The following is a 19,267-nucleotide window of genomic DNA, read 5'->3' as shown; positions in this document are numbered from 1 at the left end:
GTCTACTCGGGGAACATCGACAGGTGCAGATCACTCCGGTCAGTCCCGACGTGCTCGTCGAGGAAGTGGCGCAGCTCGTCGCGGACCGACCCGAGCGGGTCCGGCTAGCTCTCGATGGACCTCCGCCGGCCCGGCCGATCGTGTTGGCCGAGCGGGTGGCCGTCCGGTTGCGGGAGCTCGGCCGGGCCGTGGCGGTGGTGTCGGCCGACGATTTCCTGCGGCCCGCTTCCGTGCGGCTGGAGTACGGCCGCGAGGATCCGGACGAGTTCCTCGACGGCTGGTTGGACGTCGGTGGGTTGCGGCGCGAGGTGTTGGACCCCGCCGGGCCGGAGGGCTCGGGACGGGTGCTGCCGCGGCTGTGGGACGCCGCTGCGGACCGCGCTTACCGGGACGGGTACATCCAGCTCCCGCCGGACGGCGTGGTGGTGCTCGCGGGCGCCTTGCTACTCGGGCGCGGGCTGCCGCTCGACATGAGCGTGCACCTGCGAGTGAACCCTGCGGCTCTGGCGCGCGTGATCACTGACGAGGAGCGGTGGACACTCCCGGCTTACACGCGGTATTCCGCCGAACGTGATCCAGAGGGATCGGCGGACCTTCTGGTGCTGGCCGACCATCCGGACCGGCCAGCGGTACGACGGGTATGAAGGAGGTGTTGGTGGGCGAGGAGGGAGTTGAACCCTCACGTCCTTACGGACACACGGACCTGAACCGTGCGCGTCTGCCATTCCGCCACTCGCCCTGGCAGAACTGAAACTAGCACGCCCTCCGAGGGGTCTGATCAGGGGCCCGGGTCGGGGGTCGTGGCGCCGCTGGCTAGCACAGATACGATCTGCGCTGCCAGCAACACGCCGATGCGAACGGAGGAAGATCGGGTGGGCCGCGTAGACAGGTTCGAACGCCGTCTCCAGGGACTGGTGGGCGATGCCTTCGCGCGGGTCTTCGGTGGCAGCGTCGTTCCCCAAGAAGTTGTGCAAGCGCTGCTCAGGGAAGCCGAAGGCCATATCGAGGAGCTCGCCGGAGGGCGCCTGCTGGCGCCCAACCGGTTCACTGTGCTGCTCAGCCCTTCCGATCTCGATCGCATGGCCGGCGACCGAGCGGAGATCGTGAACTCGCTGTCCGCCTCGGTCACCGAACAACTCGCCGACCAGGGATGGGACACCTACGGCGACGTCGTAGTCTTTCTGGAGCGCTCCGATGCGCTGCACACGGGACAGTTCCGCACCCGCTCGTCCGTGGACCCCGACGCTTCCCGCCGGGACGCCATCCGAGCACGCGACGCAGGAGAAGCACCCATGAGCCAGCAACCGGGCCACCCCGAGGAGAACGGGCAGTACGGCTATGACCGTGGTGCCCCCGGCGGATACGGGCAGCAGACCTACGCCCCGCCCGCCTACGACCAGCGCCAGGGGGGCTACGACCAAGGCGAGCAGCAGCAGCCCGGATACGGGCAGCAGCCGGGCTACCCGCAGCAGGGCGGCCACCCCCAGCAGGGCGGCTACGGCCAGCAGCAGGGCGGCGGCTACCCGCAGCAGGGCGGCGGCTACGGCGGCCCCCAGCAGGGCGGCTACGACCAGGGCGGCTACGGCCAGCAGCCCGGTGGCGGCGGCTACCCCCCTCAGGGTGGTTACGACCAGGGCGGCTACGGCCAGCAGGGCTACGCCCAGCCCGGGTACGGCGGCCAGCAGCCGGGCTATGACCCCGGCTACCAGCAGGGCGGCTACCAGCAGGGCGGCTACGGCCAGCAGCAGCAGTACGAGCAGGGCTACGACGGCGGCTACGACCAGGGCGGCTACGGCCAGCAGGGCGGCGGCTACGGCGGCTACGGCCAGCAGGGTCTGTCGGCCTCGCTCAGCCTGGACGACGGCTCGGGTCGCACCTACGACCTCACCCAGGGCAGCCACGTCATCGGGCGCGGCCAGGACTCAGCGTTCCGGCTGCCCGACACCGGCGTGTCGCGTCGACACCTGGAGATCAACTGGGATGGTCAGTCCGCCACACTGACCGACCTCGGTTCCACCAACGGAACCACTGTCAACGGCAACCCCGTCCAGACCTGGCAGCTCAACGACGGCGACGTCATCCGGGTCGGGCACTCGAGCCTCATCTTCCGCACGCAGTAACCGCGGCGAGCTCGAGAATCAGCAAACCGGAGAGAACGGAGTTCGCCGCGAGTGCCGGAGTTGGTGCTGCAGCTGACCAGGGCGGGCTTCCTCGCCCTCCTCTGGCTGTTCGTGCTGGTCGCGCTCCGGGTGGTGCGCTCCGATCTGTACGCCGCGTCCGGCCTTCGGGCCCTGGTCCCCGGCGGGCGGACCATCACCCGGACCGGGCGTGGACGCACGGCCCGCCAGCTGCTCGTGACGCAGGGAGCGCTGGCGGGAACGCGCGTGTCGCTGGATTCCCGGCCGATCCTCATCGGCCGGGCCGACGACTCGACGTTGGTGCTGGACGACGACTATGCGTCCACCCGGCATGCGCGCATCGCCATGCAGGGAGAAGAGTGGTACGTCGAAGACCTCGGGTCGACGAATGGCACCTACCTTGATCGGGCTAAGGTCACCGGACCTACCCGGGTTCCCCTGGGAGTCCCTGTCCGCATCGGCAAGACGGTGATCGAGCTTCGGTCATGAGCCGGCCCACGCTGCACCCGCACACTCCGGTGTCCGACCGGGGTGAGCCTCGCCGGTCGATCTGCCCTGAACGTATTGGCGGAGCGCTGAGATGACGCTTGTCCTGCGCTACTCCGCCCGCAGCGACCGCGGGCTCGTCCGGCAGAACAACCAGGACGCCGTCTACGCCGGGCCCCGTCTGCTGGCGCTCGCCGACGGCATGGGCGGACACGCCGCCGGCGAGGTCGCGTCGTCGCTGGTGATCTCCGCTCTGGCTCCCCTCGACGAGGACGACCCGGGCGACGACCTGCTCGCCGAGCTGCGCGACGCCACCGTCGAAGGCAACGCCGCGATCACCCGGCACGTCGCCGACGCGCCCGACCTCGACGGCATGGGCACCACCCTGACGGCCATCCTGTTCGCGGGATCGCGCCTCGGCCTGGTGCATATCGGCGACTCGCGCGCCTACCAGCTGCGCGAAGGTGTCTTCACCCAGATCACCAAGGACGACACGTTCGTCCAGTCGCTCATCGACGAGGGCCGGATCACCGAGGAGGAGGCGCACACGCACCCGCAGCGCTCGCTGCTGCTGCGCGCCATCACCGGTCAGGACGTCGACCCGTCGCTCACGATCCGCGAAGCCCGCGCCGGCGATCGCTACCTGCTCTGTTCCGACGGGCTGTCGGGTGTGGTGAGCGACGAGACGCTGGCCGACACCCTCCAGGCCTACCGCGACCCGCGGGAGTGCGCCGATCGCATGATCGAGCTGGCGCTACGTGGTGGTGGCCCGGACAACATCACCTGCATCGTCGCCGACGTCGTCGACATCGAGTTCGGGGAGGACGCCCCGATCATCGGCGGGTCGGTGGGCGACGGCACCGAGGACGGCCCGCCCCCCGACTCGGCGGCGGCGCGCGCGTCGGCCACCACCCTCACCCGCGTCGCACCCCAGCGCGTGCTGGCCACCACGAAGGCACCGCCACGTCGCTCCCGCGTACGACTCGTGGTGGGTCTCGTCACGGTTGTCGCCGTACTCGTCGGCGGGGCCGTGTTAGCCCGTATGTGGGTACTTCAGCAGTACTACGTGAGCGCGGACGCGCAACTGGTCTCGATCTTCCAGGGAGTGCGCGGGGAAGTGCTCGGTGTCCCCCTGCACAAGGTGGCCGAGCACACCGACATCAAGCTCGACGACCTGCCCGAGGCGGACCGGAGCTCCGTCCGCGCCGGGATCACCGCCCTTGACGGGCTCCCCGGCGCCCGCGGCGTCGTCGACCGGCTGCGTTCCCGCATGCTGGAGCCCTGCCCGCCACCCCCGCCCCCTCCGCCCCCTCCCGCGCCGCCTGCCCCTCCCGGGGCGCCCGTTGTGGCGGGGGGAGCCCCCGAAGCGCCTCCGCCGCCCGTCGACACCACCCCGCTGCCGACACCGGCACCCGAACCGGGAACTACCTGCCGGTCGGTGAGCTGATGGCAGCACCCGACCTGCGTACCGACGCGGCACCGCCCACCCCGGCGCCGCTGCCCACCGGTCGCGGCATCGAGCTCGTGCTGTTGGCGTTCGCGGCAGTACTCGTGACGAGTGCGCTCGTGCTGGTCGAGGCGAACCAGGAGCAGGAACTCACCCGGGTGCTGGTGTTCGTCGGCCTCGCATACCTGGGGTTGTTCACGATCGCGCACTTCGCGGTGCGCAAGTTCGCCCCGTACGCCGACCCGCTGATCCTGCCCTGCGTTGCGCTGCTCAACGGGCTGGGTCTGGTGATGATCCATCGGCTCGACCTGGCCGAGATCGACCAGGCGCTCGCGTTGGGCAGGAGCGCGCCCACCGAGCTCATCGGCAGACAGATCGCCTGGACCGCCGTCGGTCTCGCGCTCTTCGTCGCCGTCCTGTGGACGGTGCGCGACCACCGCACGCTGGCGCGCTACGGCTACACCGCGGGTTTCGTCGGCATCGTGCTGCTGGCCCTGCCCGGGCTGCTGCCGTCGTCGATCTCCGAGGTCAACGGGGCGAAGCTGTGGATCAGGATCGGTCCGGTCGGCATCCAGCCCGGTGAGTTCGCCAAGATCCTGCTGATCGTCTTCTTCGCGGCGTTCCTCGTGCAGAAGCGCGACCTGTTCACCACGGCTGGGCGCCGGTTCGTGGGCATGGAGCTGCCGCGCGCCCGCGACCTCGCTCCGCTGCTGCTCGCATGGGGCCTGTCCGTGGGCGTGCTCGTGCTCGAGCGCGACCTCGGCACGTCGCTGCTGTTCTTCGGCATCCTGCTGGTGCTGCTCTACGTGACCACCGAACGCGTGTCGTGGATGCTCATCGGCCTGGCGTTCTTCTTCGCCGGGTGTGTGATCGCCTACCAGCTGTTCGGCCACGTCCGCGTGCGCGTGCAGGTCTGGATGGACCCCTTCGCCGACTTCAACAACACCGGGTTCCAGATCGGGCAGGCGTTGTTCAGCCTCGGCACGGGTGGGGTCGGTGGCACGGGTCTCGGCGCAGGCCGCCCCGATCTCGTGCCATTCGCGGAGAGCGACTTCATGCTCTCCTCGCTGGGTGAGGAGCTGGGGCTGATCGGGCTGGCCGCGATCCTGGTGGTCTACCTCGTGCTGATCACCCGGGGGCTGCGCAGCGCGCTGGCCGTGCGTGACAGCTTCGGCAAGCTGCTCGCCACCGGCCTGGCGTTCGCGCTCGCGCTGCAGATCTTCATCGTCATCGGCGGGGCGTCGAAGCTCATCCCGCTGACCGGCCTGACCCTGCCCTTCCTGTCCTACGGAGGGTCCTCGCTCGTCGCCAACTACGCACTGGTGGCGCTCCTGCTGAGGATCTCCCACGCCGCACGGGCACCGCTGCCCCGCCGCCCGGCCACCCCGCTACCGCCCATCGCGGAGGCCGGCACCGAGCTGGTGGAGCGTCCGCGATGAACACTCCCGTCCGCCGCGTCGCCATCGCGGTGATGGTGATGATCCTGCTGCTGATGTCCAACCTGACGTACGTGCAGGTGGTCAAGGCAGGCGACTACCGCAACGACCCGCGCAACCAGCGTGTGCTGCTCGCCGAGTACTCCCGCAAGCGCGGTCAGATCCAGGCCGACGGGCAGATCCTCGCCAGCAGTGTCGAGACCGACGACCGGCTGCGCTACCAGCGCCAGTACGCCGACGGTCCGGTCTACGCGCCCGTCACCGGCTACTACTCGGTCATCTTCGGCTCGAGCGGCATCGAGCGTGCGTCCGACTCCGTGCTCAACGGCAGCGACGACCGGCTCTTCGGCCGCAGGCTCTCCGACCTGATCACCGGTCGCGACCCGAGTGGCGGCAACGTCGTGCTCACGATCGACCCCGACGTCCAGCAGACCGCGTACGACCAGTTGGAGCGCAAGGGCTACACCGGCTCCGTGGTGGCGATCCGCCCGCAGACCGGCGAGATCCTCGCCATGGCCTCCACGCCGTCGTTCGATCCGAACCCGCTGGCGAGCCACAACTCGGATCAGCAGACCGCGGCGTGGAAGGCCGACAACAACGCCGAACCGTCGCCGCTGATCAACCGGGCGATCTCCGAGACCTATCCGCCGGGCTCCACGTTCAAGCTCATCGACACAGCCGCCGCGCTCAGCAGCGGTCGTTTCACACCCGACAGCCAGCTCACCGCGGCGCCGCGGATCACGCTGCAGGGCACCAACACCACGCTGGAGAACTTCAACGGCAACGCGTGCGGCACGTCGGCCACGGCGAGCCTGCGCGATGCACTCCAGCGTTCCTGCAACACCGCCTTCGCCCAGCTGGGCGCCGACCTGGGCGAGCAGGCGATCCGTGACCAGGCCAACGCGTTCGGGATCGGCCAGAGCCTCTCGATCCCGATGCAGGTGGCGCCGTCCACGATCGGCGACATCCCCGACACGGCCGCGCTGCAGCAGTCCTCGATCGGGCAGCGGGACGTGGCGCTCACCCCGCTGCAGAACGCGATGATCGTGGCCACCATCGCCAACGGTGGCCAGGTCATGGCCCCCTACCTGGTCAAGGAAGTCCAGAGCCAGGAGCTCGACCCCGTCGCGACCACGGAGCCGGACCGGCTCGGGCGCGCGATCGATCCGTCGGTGGCGCGCACGCTCACCGAGCTCATGGTCAACAACGAGAACAGCTACTCGGGTGCTGGCAAGATCACCGGAGTGCAGATCGCGGCCAAGACCGGCACGGCGGAGCACGGCAACGACCCCAAGAACACGCCGCCCCACGTCTGGTACGTCGGGTTCGCGCCCGCCGACAATCCCCAGGTCGCGGTGGCCGTGCTCGTGGAGTCCGGCGGCGACCCGAACGACCTGGCAGCCACCGGCGGCGCTGTCGCCGCCCCCATCGGCCGTGCTGTGATCCGCGCCGCGCTCGGGGGTGGGCAATGAGGCGATGTGGGTACGCATACGTCACCATGTCGGCGATCGTCCCGACCCACGGGGCGATCTCCGGCCCTACTTCGCCGACGAGCGCCCGCGAGGAGCATCTGTGACGGTTCTCGCCGCCGGGCAGAAGATCGCCGACCGTTACCAGCTCGACCGCCGCATCGCCGTCGGGGGGATGGGTGAGGTCTGGGAGGCCTCCGACACCCGCCTGGGCCGCAGCGTCGCCGTCAAGGTGCTGCGCCCGGAGCTCTCCGACGATCCCGAGTTCCTGCACCGCTTCCGCATCGAGGCTCGCACCGTCGCGTCGCTCGACCACACCGGCATCGCCGCTGTTCACGACTACGGCGAGGACGACGGGCCCGGTGGCCGGCGCACCGCGTATCTCGTGATGGAGCTGGTGCGCGGCGAGCCGCTGTCCACTCTCATCTCGCGCGGCCCCATCGAGCCCGACGAGACGCTGCGCCTCCTCGAGGAGGCGGCGTGGGCGCTGCAGGCGGCCCACGAGCGGGGTTTCGTGCACCGGGACGTGAAGCCGGGCAACATCCTCGTCCGCAACGACGGCCTGGTGAAGCTCACCGACTTCGGCATCGCGAAGGCCGCGGACGCCGTGCCGGTCACCCGATCCGGGATGGTGATGGGCACCGCCCACTACATCGCTCCGGAGCAGGCCAGCGGTTCCGAGGCCGGCCCCGCCGGCGACGTCTACTCGCTGGGGATCGTCGGGTACGAGTGTCTCGCCGGCCACCGGCCGTTCCGCGCGGAGAGCGCGGTCGCGGTGGCGATGATGCAGGTCAGGGAGCAGCCGCCGCCGCTTCCCGCCACGGTTCCGCGGGCCGCGCGCGAGCTCATCGAGTCGGTGCTCGTCAAGGACCCGAAGCAGCGCTACGGCACCGGCGGTGAGCTGGCCCTTGCCGTCGGGGCCGTCCGGCGTGGCGAGCCGCTACCGGAGCCGGCCTCGGTGAGCGGCGCCACGCCGGTCATCACCACCAGATCGCCCTCCACTCCGTCGCGCGCGCGGCCGGCGGTCACGCTCGTCACACCGAGTCCGAAGGCCAAGTCCGGGCAGGACCGCAAGTCGCGCAAGCCGGCGCGCCGCCCGAAGTCCACGCGGCCGACGCCGTCGCCATCCGCGCCGTCTCCGGGGCCTGCACCTCGCACCGAGCCACTACGACTCCAGCCCAAGGCCCGTTCCGGGCGGACATTGCTGCTCGTGCTGTTCGTACTCCTCACCATGGCCGCTGTGGCGATCGGGATCTTCATCGTTCGTGGCCTTCGCGACCAACAGTTACCGGATCCCGACCCGTTGGGCCGCTCGACCGGTACGGTGTCGAGCCGGGAGGGCATCCTGGCCGGACCGGCGGTGGCCGACCGGGCGTTCAACCCAGAGATTTTCCGGTGAACCCGTCAAATCGACGGCCTGGCGCTCAGGTGGCCCGCAACGCACCCCGTCGGGCTAATGGGCCCGGCATGATGTCCGAATCACACATGACTCCCAGGAACCGGCAGCGATGACCACCCCCCGACTGTTGTCCGAGCGCTATGAGCTGGGCGAGGTGCTCGGTTACGGCGGCATGTCCGAGGTACATCGCGGGCTCGACACCCGGCTGGGCCGCGATGTGGCCGTCAAGGTGCTCCGCGCAGACCTCGCGCGCGACCCTCAGTTCCAGATGCGCTTCCGCCGTGAGGCGCAGAACGCTGCCGCGCTCAACCACCCGGCCATCGTGGCCGTCTACGACACCGGTGAGGTCGCAGGCGAGTCCGGCCCGCTGCCCTACATCGTCATGGAGTACGTCGACGGGCAGACGCTCCGCGAGATCGTCAAGACCACCGGGCCGATGAGCCAGCAGCGGGTCATCGAGGTGATGGCCGACGTGTGCGCTGCCCTCGACTTCAGCCACCGCCACAACATCATCCACCGTGACGTGAAGCCGGCCAACATCATGATCAACCGCGCCGGTGCGGTGAAGGTGATGGACTTCGGTATCGCCCGCGCGCTCGGCGAGGGCCAGAACGTCACCCAGACCGCTGCCGTGATCGGCACGGCGCAGTACCTGTCGCCGGAGCAGGCGCGCGGCGAGGCCGTCGACGCCCGAAGCGACGTCTACGCCGCAGGCTGCGTGCTGTTCGAGCTGCTCACCGGGGATCCGCCCTTCACCGGCGACACGCCCGTCGCCGTGGCCTACCAGCACGTGCGTGAGGACCCGCGGCGCCCGTCGGAGGTCAACCCGAGCGTCCCCGCCGCACTCGACGCCGTGGTGCTCAAGGCGCTGTCGAAGAACCCGCTCAACCGCTACCAGTCGGCCGCCGAGATGCGGTCCGACCTGGTTCGTGTGCGCAGCGGGCAGAGCCCGATGGCGCCGCTGGTGATGAGCGAGGACGAGCGCACGGCAATGCTCGCCGCCGGCCCGTCCACCGGCCCCACCCGTCGACTCAACGGCGGCGGCCGCCACACGATGCCGCCTGCGGCTCCGATCGACTACGACGACTACTACGACGACGCGCCGCGCCGCAGCACTGCCCGCACCGTCGGGATCGTCGTGGCGGTACTGGTGGCGCTCGGCCTCGTGGGGTTCGTGGCCTACCAGATCTTCAGCCCACCGCCGCCCACCCCGCAGGTGGCCGTCCCCAACGTGGTCGGGCAGAGCCAGCAGGATGCCCGCAACCAGATCCTGGCGGCGCGGCTCAGCGTGAGTTCGGTGGTCGAGGTCCCCTCGCAGGCCAGCCAGATCGATCAGGTTCTCTCCACCGACCCACCGGTCGGCACGGAGGTCGCGGAACGCAGCGGCGTCACCCTTCAGATCGGCCGCGGCCCCGACACGGTGTCGGTGCCGGCGCTCACGGGCAAGACCGTCGAGGAGGCCACCGCCCTGCTCAAGGACCGTGGCCTCGAGATGGGCACGCAGACCACCAAGGAGACCAACGACGCCAACCTCGTGGGGAAGATCATCTCTTCCACGCCTGGTCCGGGTGAGGACGCCCGCGGGCGCAGCCAGGTCGCCGTGGTCATCGGAGCTGAGCAGACCACCGTCCAGGTGCCGGACGTGTCGGGTCGCGACCCCGACGACGCGGAGGAGGAGCTCACCAAGGCCGGGTTCCGCGTGTCCGGACGTCAGGATGTCAACGGCGGCGGCGACGAGGGCTCGGTGGCGGGCACCAACCCGCCTGCGGGCTCGAAGGTGGCGCGCGGCTCCCAGATCGTCCTGCAGGTCTCGCGGGGCAACGAGATCTCGGTGCCCAACGTGCTGGGCGACAGCCCCTCCGACGCCGTTGACGCATTGCGCCGGGCCGGCTTCCGCGACATCGACCAGGAGATCGTCGACGTCAACAGCCAGGACCAGGACGGCATCATCGTGAAGCAGTCGATCGCGGGCGGCTCCACGGCCGAGCCGGACGACAGCATCACGATCTCGCGCGGGCGGTTCTCCCCCACCGGCAGTGGCGGTGTCTTCGGCAACAACTAGCGCGACGCGCGCCGGGGTGCTCAGGAACACTGGGCAGATGCGCGTGCTGGTCATCGACAACTACGACAGCTTCGTCTACAACCTCGTGCAGTATCTGGCCCAGCTCGGGGCCGACTGCACGGTGCGTCGCAACGACGAGGTCGACTTCGACGAGCTGGACACCGCCGACGGTGTGCTGATCAGTCCCGGCCCCGGCACGCCTGAGCGCGCGGGTGCCAGCGTCGACGTGATCCGGCGCAGCGCCGACCGTGGTCTCCCTGTGCTCGGCGTGTGCCTGGGCCACCAGGCGATCGGCGTGGCGTGGGGCGGGATCGTCGAGCGCGCTCCGGAGCTGTTGCACGGCAAGACGTCGCTGGTGCACCACTCGGGCGACCCCCTGTTCGCCGGTCTGCCCGATCCGTTCGTCGCCACCCGGTACCACTCGCTCTCGATCCGCCCCGACTCGCTTCCGGCCGCGCTGGAGGTCACGGGGCGCACCGAGGGCGGTGTCATCATGGGCGTGCGCCACCGTGAGCTGCCGGTCGTCGGGGTGCAGTTCCACCCCGAGTCCGTCCTGACCGAGGGCGGCCACCGGCTGCTGGCCAACTGGATGGCCGAGACCGGTCATCCGGCACCCGAGGCCACCGTGGAGACGCTGACCGCGGAGACCGCGGCCGTGAGCGCGAGCGCCTGATTCCCAGGCCGGGGTGCCGGCAGTGCAGGTCCAGGTGTACCGCGCGCTACCGTTGGATGACGCACCCGAACATCTCGCGAGGTCAGACATGCCGAAGTCGAAGGTCCGGAAGAAGGCGGTCTACACGCCGCCCGCCAGTGAGCGACGCTCTCCGGTGAAGGTGGCCGGCCCGACGCACCCCGTGTACGTCGCGGTGATGCTCGGCCTGATGCTCGTGGGCCTGGCCTGGCTCGTGGTCAACTACCTGGCCGGCGACGCGATCTCGTTCATGGTGACGCTCGGGCCCTGGAACTTCTTCATCGGCTTCTCACTCATCGTGGTCGGCCTCCTGATGACGATGAGATGGCGCTGACCTGCGAAATTACACCTCTGTAAGCAATCCCCAATGTGGACTGCTGCTGTGGACAACTTCACGCTGAGTGATCATGCGTGAGCGTTTCAAGGAGTGGAGCCCGGCCCCCGGCCTGGTCGTCTTCGCCTGGTTACTCACCCTGGCCGCTGCCGCATGGTTCGTGGCGCTGACGATCTCCGGCTCCGACCCGGCCGGTCGGCTGCTGGCCGGCGTCGCCACGGTCGGCGCGGCCGTCGCGGCATTCTTCGGCACGCGGGCCCGCCCGCGCCTGCGTGCCGATGCGGACGGGCTCACCGTCAGCGGCATGTTCCGCACCCGCCACCACCCATGGCCGCTCGTACAGAACGTGCGGGTGCTGCAGGTGCGCAGGCTCGGCCGCCGCACCTCGCTGTTGGAGATCGACACCGTCACCACGGACGGAGATGAGCACCTGCTCGTCTTCGGGCGGCTCGAACTCGCCGCCGATCCGGAGGACGTGGCACCGGAGCTTCTCGCGCTGAGGCCCTGATCGTCCCGAAGCCGGCTCCATGATCACCCACACGTCGCAGCGCACGCACGCCCTGTGACACGTCGTCGCCCGGAAGAGCGGTCGTGTCGGGCATCCGGATCTGTTTACGATCACGGAAGTCGACGAAGGGAGTCTGCATGGCCGCCACGACACCGATGCGGGGCACGGACGGCTGCACCACCGGTTGCGGCTGCGGTACGCCCGCCTGATCGACCCATCCCGACGAGCCACGGCGGGGCGGCCCCAGAGGGGCCGCCCCGCCGTCGTCATGCGCGCCGCTGCTAGGCGAGCGAGGTGATCGCGATCAGGAACAGCAGCACGATCGTCAGCCCGCCGAGCGCGGCGGCCTGCACCACCGTCCGGTTCCGCGCGGGGGAGTAGACCAAGGCCGCCGTGGCCACAGCCCCGACGACGAGTCCGCCGAGGTGGCCCAGCAACGAGATGCCCGGGATGAGCACGCTGATCACAAGGTTGACCACGATCAGCCCGACCACCTGGCCCGCTGGCACCCGGAGCCTGCGCAGGACGACGGCGAGCCCGCCCATCAACCCGAACACGGCGCCGGACGCACCGGCCACCGCCTGGTTCGGCGCCGAGAAGAGCATCACGGCGGCCGAGCCTCCGAGCAGGGAGATCAGGTACACGGCCAGGAACCTGCCACGGCCGAGCACGATCTCCAGGTCCCGGCCGAGCACCCACAGCGCGATCATGTTGAACAGCAGGTGGATCGGCCCGATGTGCAGGAAGCCCGAGGTGAGCACCCGCCACCACTCGCCGTCCTGCACCAGCACGGGAACGAGGGCCCACTCGTCGAACAGCGACGCCGCAGCGTTGCCGTTGATGCTTCCGGCCTGCACCACGGTCCAGATGAAGATGACCGTGTTGATCCCGATCAGCGTGGGCACCACCAGCGGGCGCCCACCCGGCTCGGCCCCCGCCACCGTGGTGGCGCGGCGGCCACGCCGTACCCCGCGGCCCACGCAATCGACGCACTGGTGGCCCACCGAGGCCTCGCGCAGGCACTCCGGACATGCCGGCCGCTCGCAGCGGGTGCAGGTCAGTCCGGTGACGCGATCCGGGTGCCGTACGCAGACGGCCGGTGCTCCCGGCGGCTGGCTCCCGGGGTGCGGCGGGGGCGACGGGGGCCCGGCGGGGTAGGTCACAGCTCGTTCAGTCCGAGATCTCGACGCGCTCGATCACGACCTCGTTGATCGGCCGGTCGGAGCGGTCCGTGCTGGTGGTGGCGATGGCGTCGACGACCGCGCGGGACTCGGCGTCGGCCACCTCACCGAAGATGGTGTGCCGCCGGTTCAGGTGGGGCGTGGGGCCTACGGTGATGAAGAACTGAGACCCGTTGGTGCCGGGCCCGGCGTTGGCCATCGCCAGCAGGTAGGGGCGGTCGAAGCGCAGGTCGGGGTGGAACTCGTCGGCAAACTGGTAGCCGGGGCCGCCCCGGCCGGTGCCGGTGGGGTCACCACCCTGGATCATGAAGCCGCTGATCACCCGGTGGAAGACCGAGCCGTCGTAGAAGGGGCCGGAGTCACCGCCGCTGGCGTTGGGCTGCGTGTAGTTCTTGCCGCCCGTCGCCAGCCCGACGAAGTTGTCCACCGTCTTCGGGGCATGGTCCGGAAAGAGGGTGATCCGGATGTCGCCCTGGTTCGTCCGCAACGTCGCGGTGTGCTTGGGGTTACCTGGTTCCGTCACGACTACATGGTGCCAGCCTTGCCGAGGAGCGCCAGCGCAGCACCGCGGGGCGTCACCTCAGAGAACGTCCGAGAGGAACGACGTGACGGCGTGCTCGTACGCGGCCGGGTCGGCGTTCCAGGAGCCGGTGTGCTCCACGCCCGGCACCTCGAGGTAGCGCATCGGCCAGCCGAGGGCAGGTGCGGCGGCCACGAGGGCGCGACTCGGCGCCACCGGAACGGCCGTGTCCTCGGTGCTGTGGACGATGAACGTCGGCGGACGGTGGCTCGGCGGGCACAGGAGCAGGTCGAACCGGTCGAAGTCGATACCGATGCGCCTGCTGGTCATCGCCATCGCGACGTGTGTCAGCACGGGCGGCAGCCGCCGGTTGCCGGCCTGTTGGCGAAGCGTCGCGCGCCAGTCCACCAGCGGCGCGTCCCACACGACCGCCGCCACCGCGGACGCCTCGGGGGACCGGTCCAGCATCGCCGCGATGATCGCTCCCCCCATCGACCACCCGAACAGCACGACTCGACGGGCGCCCCGCTCCCGGGCGAACCGGACGGCGGCCTCGATGTCCTCCCACTCCGTGTCGCCGAGGTGGTAGTAACCGTCCGGGCTGGGCGGCGCGCCGTCGTCGTTGCGGTACGTCACGACCAGCGCCGGGTAGCCGCGCTCGTGCAGGGCGGGCAGGACGCGCAGGGCTTCCCGGCGGGAGCCGCCACGACCGTGCACCAGCACCACCCAGGTGTCGCCGGCGGCCGGAACGAGCCACGCAGGACAGTGGCCGAGCGGGCCGGGTACCGCGACCTCGTCGAACGGCAGGCCGCGCGCACCGGGGTCGGGGTCGTACGGGCCGGCGTCGAGCACCGCGGCGGTGCCGGGCGGGGGGATCGGGCCGCTGCGCACCGTACGGACCACCACACCGGGCCGCATCGCAGTGACTGGCCCGAGCACGGCCAGCCCGTCGGGGCGCCCTTCGGGACCATTCCACCGCAGACCCCACGTCCCCGGCTGCGCCGTCAGCCGCGTGGCCGCAAGGGTGACCGTCGCGCCGTCGGCAGTGAGGACGCGCTCCGGGTACTGCGGGCGCTCGGACGTGTCGAGCAACAGCGAGGAGTAGAACCAGCCGATTCCGGCGGCACCGGCACCGGCACCGAGACCCAGACCGAGCCCGATTCCGGCTCCCACACGTGCGAGCAGCGCCATTCCGATGATGATGCCGAATCCTGGCCGTGATCGTTCACTCGCGTCACAACATCAAGCGTCGGAGCGTCATCGGTCGAGGTGACGGTTCCGCAAATTGGAGCAGCAAGATCACCGGATGGTGTGAACCGTGATAACTGAGCGATCACGAAGCGCAACCACTTCCGATGGTCTTCGTTGACCGTGTTGATCATCGTCACATCGACGTACCAGCACGAGAGGAACCACCACACATGAGCAGCTTCGCTCGGCGCACCATCCGGACGACCGCCGCGGCAGCCGGTATCGCCGCACTCGGGGTCGGATTCGCCGGTCAGGCCTTCGCCGCCGACACCCCCGAGCTGCCGACGCTTCCCGACGTCGACGCTCTCGGCGCCCTCGCCGACGCGGACCTTCCGGTGGACGTCCTCGGCAGCCTGCCGGAGGCTCCGACCGCCGACCTGGCGGCCCTGCCGGACGCGTTCTCGTTCGACGCCGCGTCGTTCGTCACCGACGGCGTCGACGCCTCGGCGCTGTCGGCCGTGTCGGCAGTCGAGCTGCCGGCGCTGCCGGACGACGCGGCTCTCCCCGAGCTCCCCGCTCTCGCCGATGCCGGACTCCCGGGCCTTCCCGAGCTGCCGGCGCTCCCCGTCGACCTGCCCGAACTGCCCGAGCTGCCGGCGGCCCCCAGCGCCGATGTCCTGAGCTCGATCACCGACGCCGCCCCCGACGTCACCGACCTGGGCGCCCCGCAGTTCGATGCGGCCTCCCTCGCCGGTGACATCCTTGCCGGCTGACATACCCCACCGGCCGCCTGTGCCGCGCGATCCTCGGTTGCCGCGGCACAGGCGGCCGGTTTCAGCCCTCTGATCTGCACCGTTACCTCCGGCGTCATCGACGCCGTCACCTCCCGCAGCGCAGAGTCGATCCCGTCCGACGAACGTGATCGACACGCCAGGAGGCGACGATGACCGCACTTCCCCTCCCCCTCGCCACCACTTCCGATGGCGGCCGCCTGCTGCGGTTCGCCCTGCGCCTGGATGCCGCCGGATCCGGTGCGCTCGGTGTCGTCGGGCTCGCAGCAGCCCTGCTGCTCACCGACCTGCTCGGGGTGACGGCGAACGTCCTCCGCGGCACGGGCGCCTTCTTCGTCGCATACGCAGTGGCACTGGTCGTCCTCGCGGCGATGAGAACGATTTCGCGCCCAGCCGCGTGGACGGTGGTGGTCGGCAACCTCGCCTGGTCGGCCGGCAGCATCGTCGCGGTGGTGGCGGCCCGCGAGTCCCTCACAGCACTCGGGGTGGGAGTCGTGCTCGTGCAGGCGGCCGCCGTGGCGGTGTTCGCCGAGCTCCAGTGGATGGGCCTGCGCCGAGCTCGCTAGCAGGACCGCGAGGACGGGTGTTCCACGTGAAACACCCACAGCCCTGCTAGTCGCGCGACCCGGCCTCGGCCATCTTCCCCCAGCCCTCACCAGGGACGTTCTGGACGTTGATGATCTCGGGGGTGGTCTCGACGAAGTCCGGTATGTAGGCCATCGCCGCCCTGAAGTGGTCGGAGCTCAGGTGCGCCTCTGCCGCGTCGTCCTGGAACGCCTCGACGAAGACGAACTGGTTCGGGTCGTCCACGCTTCTCGACCGCTCGAAGAAGATGTTGCCCGGCTCGGCCCGTGTGGCCTTGGCGAACTCGTCCGTACGCGACAGCCAATCGTCGATGCGCTCCGGCCGGACCGTGAACTTGACGACGATGAAGATCATCGATTCCCCCTCGAAATCATCCCCGAGACCCCCGCGAAGCTACCTGCCGCCTCGCTGCCCCGTAGGCCGGTGAGGTGAACATTGGGAGGGAGAAAAAGCCGCATACGAGGCAGATCGGCCGGTACCGTCCAGGCGTGATCGAGTCCGCGGGGGAGATCGTCGTCGACAGTGGCCGTCCTGCCCGCGAACCGGCGGCGTGGCCATGGCTCGGCGCGGTCGCCGGAGCCGTCACGGTGCTGTTGATCGCCGTGGCGGACCGGTACGGATATCACCGCGACGAGCTGTACTTCATCCGAGCGGGGTCGGAGCCTGCCTTCGGGTACGCCGACCAGCCGCCGCTCACCCCCTTGCTCGCGCACGCCCTCCACACCCTCTTCGACGGTTCGCTGGTGGGGCTGCGGTTCCCGTCGGCGGTGATGGCCGGCCTCGTCGTGCTGCTCAGCGGCCTGCTCGCACGCGAGCTCGGGGCGGGCCGGGGCGCACAGGTGCTCGCCGCCGGGTGCATGGCCGTCTCGGCAGTGCTTCCGGTGGTGAGCCACATGCTTTCCACGACCACCGTCGACCTGCTGGTATGGACCGCGATCTCGTGGCTCGTGGTGCGGGCACTGCGTGATGGCGGGCCAGTGTGGCTCGCCGTCGGCGCGGTCGCCGGTGTCGGGCTGGAGAACAAGATGCTGCCCGCGTTCCTGCTGGCTGCGCTGCTCGTCGGCGTGGTGGTGGCCGGGCCACGCACGGCGCTGCGGTCCGTGTGGCCATGGGTCGGCGGCCTGCTCGCACTGCTGCTGTGGATGCCGAACCTCGTATGGCAGGCCGCCAACGGGTTTCCGCAGCTCGAGCTCTCCGCCGCGATCGCTGCGGGCAGCTCGGGCACCAGCGAGCCCTGGTACGTATTCCTCCCGTTCCAGCTACTTCTGGTGAGTCCGCTACTCGTCCCCGTCTGGGCCGTGGGCTGGTGGCGCCTTGCCCGCGATCCCGCGCTGCGCACCTGGCGCGCGTTCGCGGTGGCGTACGTGGTGCTGGTGGTGGTCTTCATCGCCACCGGTGGCAAACCGTACTACCTAGCGGGCCTCTACCCCGTGCTCCTCGCCGCCGGAGCGGCACCGGTGCTGGCCTGGGCACGCTCACGGAACTGGCGCTCGGTCGTCCTGGGGACGGCACTCGTGCTCAGCGCCGCCACGTCGAGCATCCTCATGCTGCCGCTCGTGCCGGTGGAGCGGCTGGCCGAGACCCCGATCGTGGACATCAACTACGACGCGGGTGAGACCGTCGGCTGGCCAGAGTTCGCCGCCACCGTGGCCGCGGCTCGGTCGACCGTCCCCGCAGCCGACCACGTGGCGGTCCTGACCAGGAACTACGGGGAGGCCGGCGCCGTCGACCGGTATCTGCCCGCGCTCGCCCCGGCCTACAGCGGCCACAACGCCTACTGGGACTGGGGACCGCCGCCGGACGACGTCACGTCCGTGATCGCGGTCGCGTTCACCCAGGAACAGCTGCGCAGCTGGTTCAGCCGGGTGGAGCTCGCCGGGCGGATCGACAACGGGGTCGGCCTGGAGAACGACGAGCAGGGCACTCCGGTCTGGGTGGCGAGCGGCCGGCTGGTGCCGTGGCACCAGATCTGGCCGCAACTACGCAGCCTCGGCTGAGGACGCCCCACGCGACCCGCCGCCGTGGTCAGGCGGTGGGCGTGAGCCGTCGGAGGCCGTCGAGCACGGCCTGCTCGACCTCGATTCCGCCGGCCGTGGTCCGTTCCGCGCGCACGGCCGCCGACCGCTCGAACGGCATGCGCACGGCAACAGCCGGATCGGCGGGTCGCGTCGCTCGAACGGCGGCCGCGAACTCCGCGGTCCGTTGCTCGAACTCCGCGGCCGAGCCGAAGAGATCCGGACGCAGCGCGAGCACGAGCATTCCGAAGTCCTCGAGTTGGGGCGGTTGCGCCGGAGATCCGGCCAGTATGCCGAGCAGTTGGACGACGATCCCAAGCCCGCTGCCCCGGTGGCCGCCCCACGAGGTGAAGGCGCCGGACAGTGCCGCCAACGGGTCATCGGTCGGCTCGCCCGCGGAGTCGTAGGCCGAGCCGGGCGGCAGTCGGCGGCCGGTGCGGTTCGCCAGCACGGCCTGCGCGTGGATGATCTCCGAGATCCCGATGTCCCAGATCACCGGCACGTCGTCCGCCGACGGGAATCCGAAGCAGATCGGGTTGGTGCCGAAGCGCGGCTCGGTGCCTCCGTAGGGCGCCACCCAGGGCGTCGCGTTCGATGCGAGCATCGCCACCATGCCCGCCGACGTGATCATCTCCGCGTAGTAGGAGAGCATTCCCGTGTACCAGGTGTGGTTCGCACCCACCACGGCCAAGCCGGACACCTGTGCCTTCTCGACGGCGATCTCGGTCGCCCGGCGCCCGACGAGGTAACCGATGCGGTCGGCGCCGTCGAGTTGGGCCGATACCGGCGACTCGCGCGTGATCCGCATGGCGGCGTCGGTCATCGGGGTGTGGGCGAACCGGTCGGCGATGCTGAGGATCCGCGCGAGCCCGGCGTAGGAGAGCCCGCGCAGCTCGCAGTCCATGAGGTGGTCGAGCACGAGCCCGGCCTCCGCCTCGGAGAACCCGAGGGCGCGCAACGCGTCGGTGCCGAGCCGTTCCGCTGTGTCGAACGCGACGAACACCATCGATCAGC

The 19,267-nt window shown here is 70.4% G+C and carries 19 protein-coding genes and 1 tRNA gene; 14 read left to right on the top strand and 6 right to left on the bottom strand.

Annotation, left to right across the window (positions count from 1 at the left end):
• Positions 1-23 precede the first annotated feature (23 nt).
• The gene (locus ACQPZQ_RS00240) at positions 24-644 is read left to right on the top strand and encodes a uridine kinase (RefSeq protein ID WP_433290765.1); all 621 of its coding nucleotides are present in this window, start codon (positions 24-26) and stop codon (positions 642-644) included.
• A gap of 9 nt (positions 645-653) precedes the next feature.
• Here the strand turns inward: ACQPZQ_RS00240 and ACQPZQ_RS00235 are convergent.
• Positions 654-739: transfer RNA gene (locus ACQPZQ_RS00235), tRNA-Leu, on the bottom strand.
• 133 nt (positions 740-872) lie between these two features.
• Between ACQPZQ_RS00235 and ACQPZQ_RS00230 the strand changes: the two genes are divergently transcribed.
• From ACQPZQ_RS00230 to ACQPZQ_RS00185, 10 genes are all read left to right on the top strand, one after another.
• The gene (locus ACQPZQ_RS00230; protein ID WP_433290763.1) at positions 873-2,120 is read left to right on the top strand and encodes a DUF3662 and FHA domain-containing protein; all 1,248 of its coding nucleotides are present in this window, start codon (positions 873-875) and stop codon (positions 2,118-2,120) included.
• A gap of 51 nt (positions 2,121-2,171) precedes the next feature.
• Entirely contained in the window at positions 2,172-2,627 is a 456-nt protein-coding gene (locus ACQPZQ_RS00225; RefSeq protein ID WP_241041579.1) for an FHA domain-containing protein FhaB/FipA, read from the top strand.
• A 91-nt stretch (positions 2,628-2,718) separates the two neighbouring features.
• Entirely contained in the window at positions 2,719-4,071 is a 1,353-nt protein-coding gene (locus ACQPZQ_RS00220) for a PP2C family protein-serine/threonine phosphatase (RefSeq protein WP_433290760.1), read from the top strand.
• Positions 4,071-5,510 (top strand): FtsW/RodA/SpoVE family cell cycle protein, encoded by a 1,440-nt coding sequence (locus ACQPZQ_RS00215; protein ID WP_433290758.1) that lies wholly within the window; start codon positions 4,071-4,073, stop codon positions 5,508-5,510. The genes ACQPZQ_RS00220 and ACQPZQ_RS00215 overlap by 1 nt, the downstream gene beginning before the upstream one ends.
• Positions 5,507-6,979, top strand: coding sequence for a peptidoglycan D,D-transpeptidase FtsI family protein (locus ACQPZQ_RS00210; RefSeq protein WP_433290756.1), 1,473 nt, complete (start codon positions 5,507-5,509; stop codon positions 6,977-6,979). Before ACQPZQ_RS00215 ends, ACQPZQ_RS00210 begins: the two co-directional genes overlap by 4 nt.
• Positions 6,980-7,079: 100 nt before the next feature.
• Complete coding sequence (locus ACQPZQ_RS00205) at positions 7,080-8,375, top strand: serine/threonine-protein kinase (RefSeq protein ID WP_433290754.1); 1,296 nt, start codon at positions 7,080-7,082, stop codon at positions 8,373-8,375.
• 109 nt (positions 8,376-8,484) lie between these two features.
• Positions 8,485-10,437: a Stk1 family PASTA domain-containing Ser/Thr kinase gene (pknB, locus tag ACQPZQ_RS00200; protein ID WP_433290752.1), complete on the top strand. Its 1,953-nt coding sequence runs from the start codon at positions 8,485-8,487 to the stop codon at positions 10,435-10,437.
• Positions 10,438-10,474: 37 nt separating this feature from the next.
• On the top strand, positions 10,475-11,110 hold the full coding sequence (locus ACQPZQ_RS00195) for an aminodeoxychorismate/anthranilate synthase component II (RefSeq protein ID WP_433290750.1): 636 nt from the start codon (positions 10,475-10,477) through the stop codon (positions 11,108-11,110).
• An 88-nt stretch (positions 11,111-11,198) separates the two neighbouring features.
• Positions 11,199-11,462, top strand: coding sequence for a cell division protein CrgA (gene crgA / locus ACQPZQ_RS00190; RefSeq protein ID WP_241041586.1), 264 nt, complete (start codon positions 11,199-11,201; stop codon positions 11,460-11,462).
• Between the two features lie 73 nt (positions 11,463-11,535).
• Positions 11,536-11,970 (top strand): PH domain-containing protein, encoded by a 435-nt coding sequence (locus ACQPZQ_RS00185; RefSeq protein WP_433290748.1) that lies wholly within the window; start codon positions 11,536-11,538, stop codon positions 11,968-11,970.
• Between the two features lie 281 nt (positions 11,971-12,251).
• On the opposite strand, the gene ACQPZQ_RS00180 is transcribed toward ACQPZQ_RS00185, so the two are convergent.
• The 3 genes from ACQPZQ_RS00180 to ACQPZQ_RS00170 all read right to left on the bottom strand — a co-directional run bounded on the left by ACQPZQ_RS00180 (position 12,252) and on the right by ACQPZQ_RS00170 (position 14,862).
• The gene (locus tag ACQPZQ_RS00180) at positions 12,252-12,950 is read right to left on the bottom strand and encodes a rhomboid family intramembrane serine protease (protein ID WP_433290746.1); all 699 of its coding nucleotides are present in this window, start codon (positions 12,948-12,950) and stop codon (positions 12,252-12,254) included.
• A gap of 190 nt (positions 12,951-13,140) precedes the next feature.
• A complete protein-coding gene (locus ACQPZQ_RS00175; protein WP_433290744.1) occupies positions 13,141-13,674 on the bottom strand; it encodes a peptidylprolyl isomerase in 534 nt (177 codons plus the stop codon).
• Between the two features lie 57 nt (positions 13,675-13,731).
• Positions 13,732-14,862, bottom strand: coding sequence for an alpha/beta hydrolase family protein (locus ACQPZQ_RS00170; RefSeq protein WP_433290743.1), 1,131 nt, complete (start codon positions 14,860-14,862; stop codon positions 13,732-13,734).
• Positions 14,863-15,092: 230 nt separating this feature from the next.
• On the opposite strand from ACQPZQ_RS00170, the gene ACQPZQ_RS00165 reads away from it, so the two are divergent.
• Both ACQPZQ_RS00165 and ACQPZQ_RS00160 read left to right on the top strand, forming a co-directional pair.
• Entirely contained in the window at positions 15,093-15,635 is a 543-nt protein-coding gene (locus tag ACQPZQ_RS00165) for a hypothetical protein (RefSeq protein ID WP_433290741.1), read from the top strand.
• Between the two features lie 170 nt (positions 15,636-15,805).
• Entirely contained in the window at positions 15,806-16,219 is a 414-nt protein-coding gene (locus ACQPZQ_RS00160) for a hypothetical protein (RefSeq protein ID WP_433290739.1), read from the top strand.
• Positions 16,220-16,265: 46 nt separating this feature from the next.
• Here ACQPZQ_RS00160 and ACQPZQ_RS00155 read toward each other — a convergent pair whose 3' ends face one another.
• Positions 16,266-16,592, bottom strand: coding sequence for a putative quinol monooxygenase (locus ACQPZQ_RS00155; RefSeq protein WP_433290737.1), 327 nt, complete (start codon positions 16,590-16,592; stop codon positions 16,266-16,268).
• Positions 16,593-16,726: 134 nt separating this feature from the next.
• Here ACQPZQ_RS00155 and ACQPZQ_RS00150 point away from each other — a divergent pair, with 134 nt between their 5' ends.
• On the top strand, positions 16,727-18,235 hold the full coding sequence (locus ACQPZQ_RS00150) for a glycosyltransferase family 39 protein (protein WP_433290735.1): 1,509 nt from the start codon (positions 16,727-16,729) through the stop codon (positions 18,233-18,235).
• A 28-nt stretch (positions 18,236-18,263) separates the two neighbouring features.
• Here the strand turns inward: ACQPZQ_RS00150 and ACQPZQ_RS00145 are convergent, their stop codons facing one another.
• Positions 18,264-19,259, bottom strand: a complete 996-nt coding sequence (locus tag ACQPZQ_RS00145; protein ID WP_433290733.1) for an Ldh family oxidoreductase — start codon at positions 19,257-19,259, stop codon at positions 18,264-18,266.
• Positions 19,260-19,267 lie beyond the last annotated feature (8 nt).

Source organism: Pseudonocardia sp. CA-142604 (genome assembly GCF_050948475.1).
Lineage (GTDB): Bacteria > Actinomycetota > Actinomycetes > Mycobacteriales > Pseudonocardiaceae > Pseudonocardia > Pseudonocardia alaniniphila.
The sequence above is the reverse complement of the archived record's forward strand: the minus strand, read 5'-3'. Positions and strand labels throughout refer to the sequence as shown.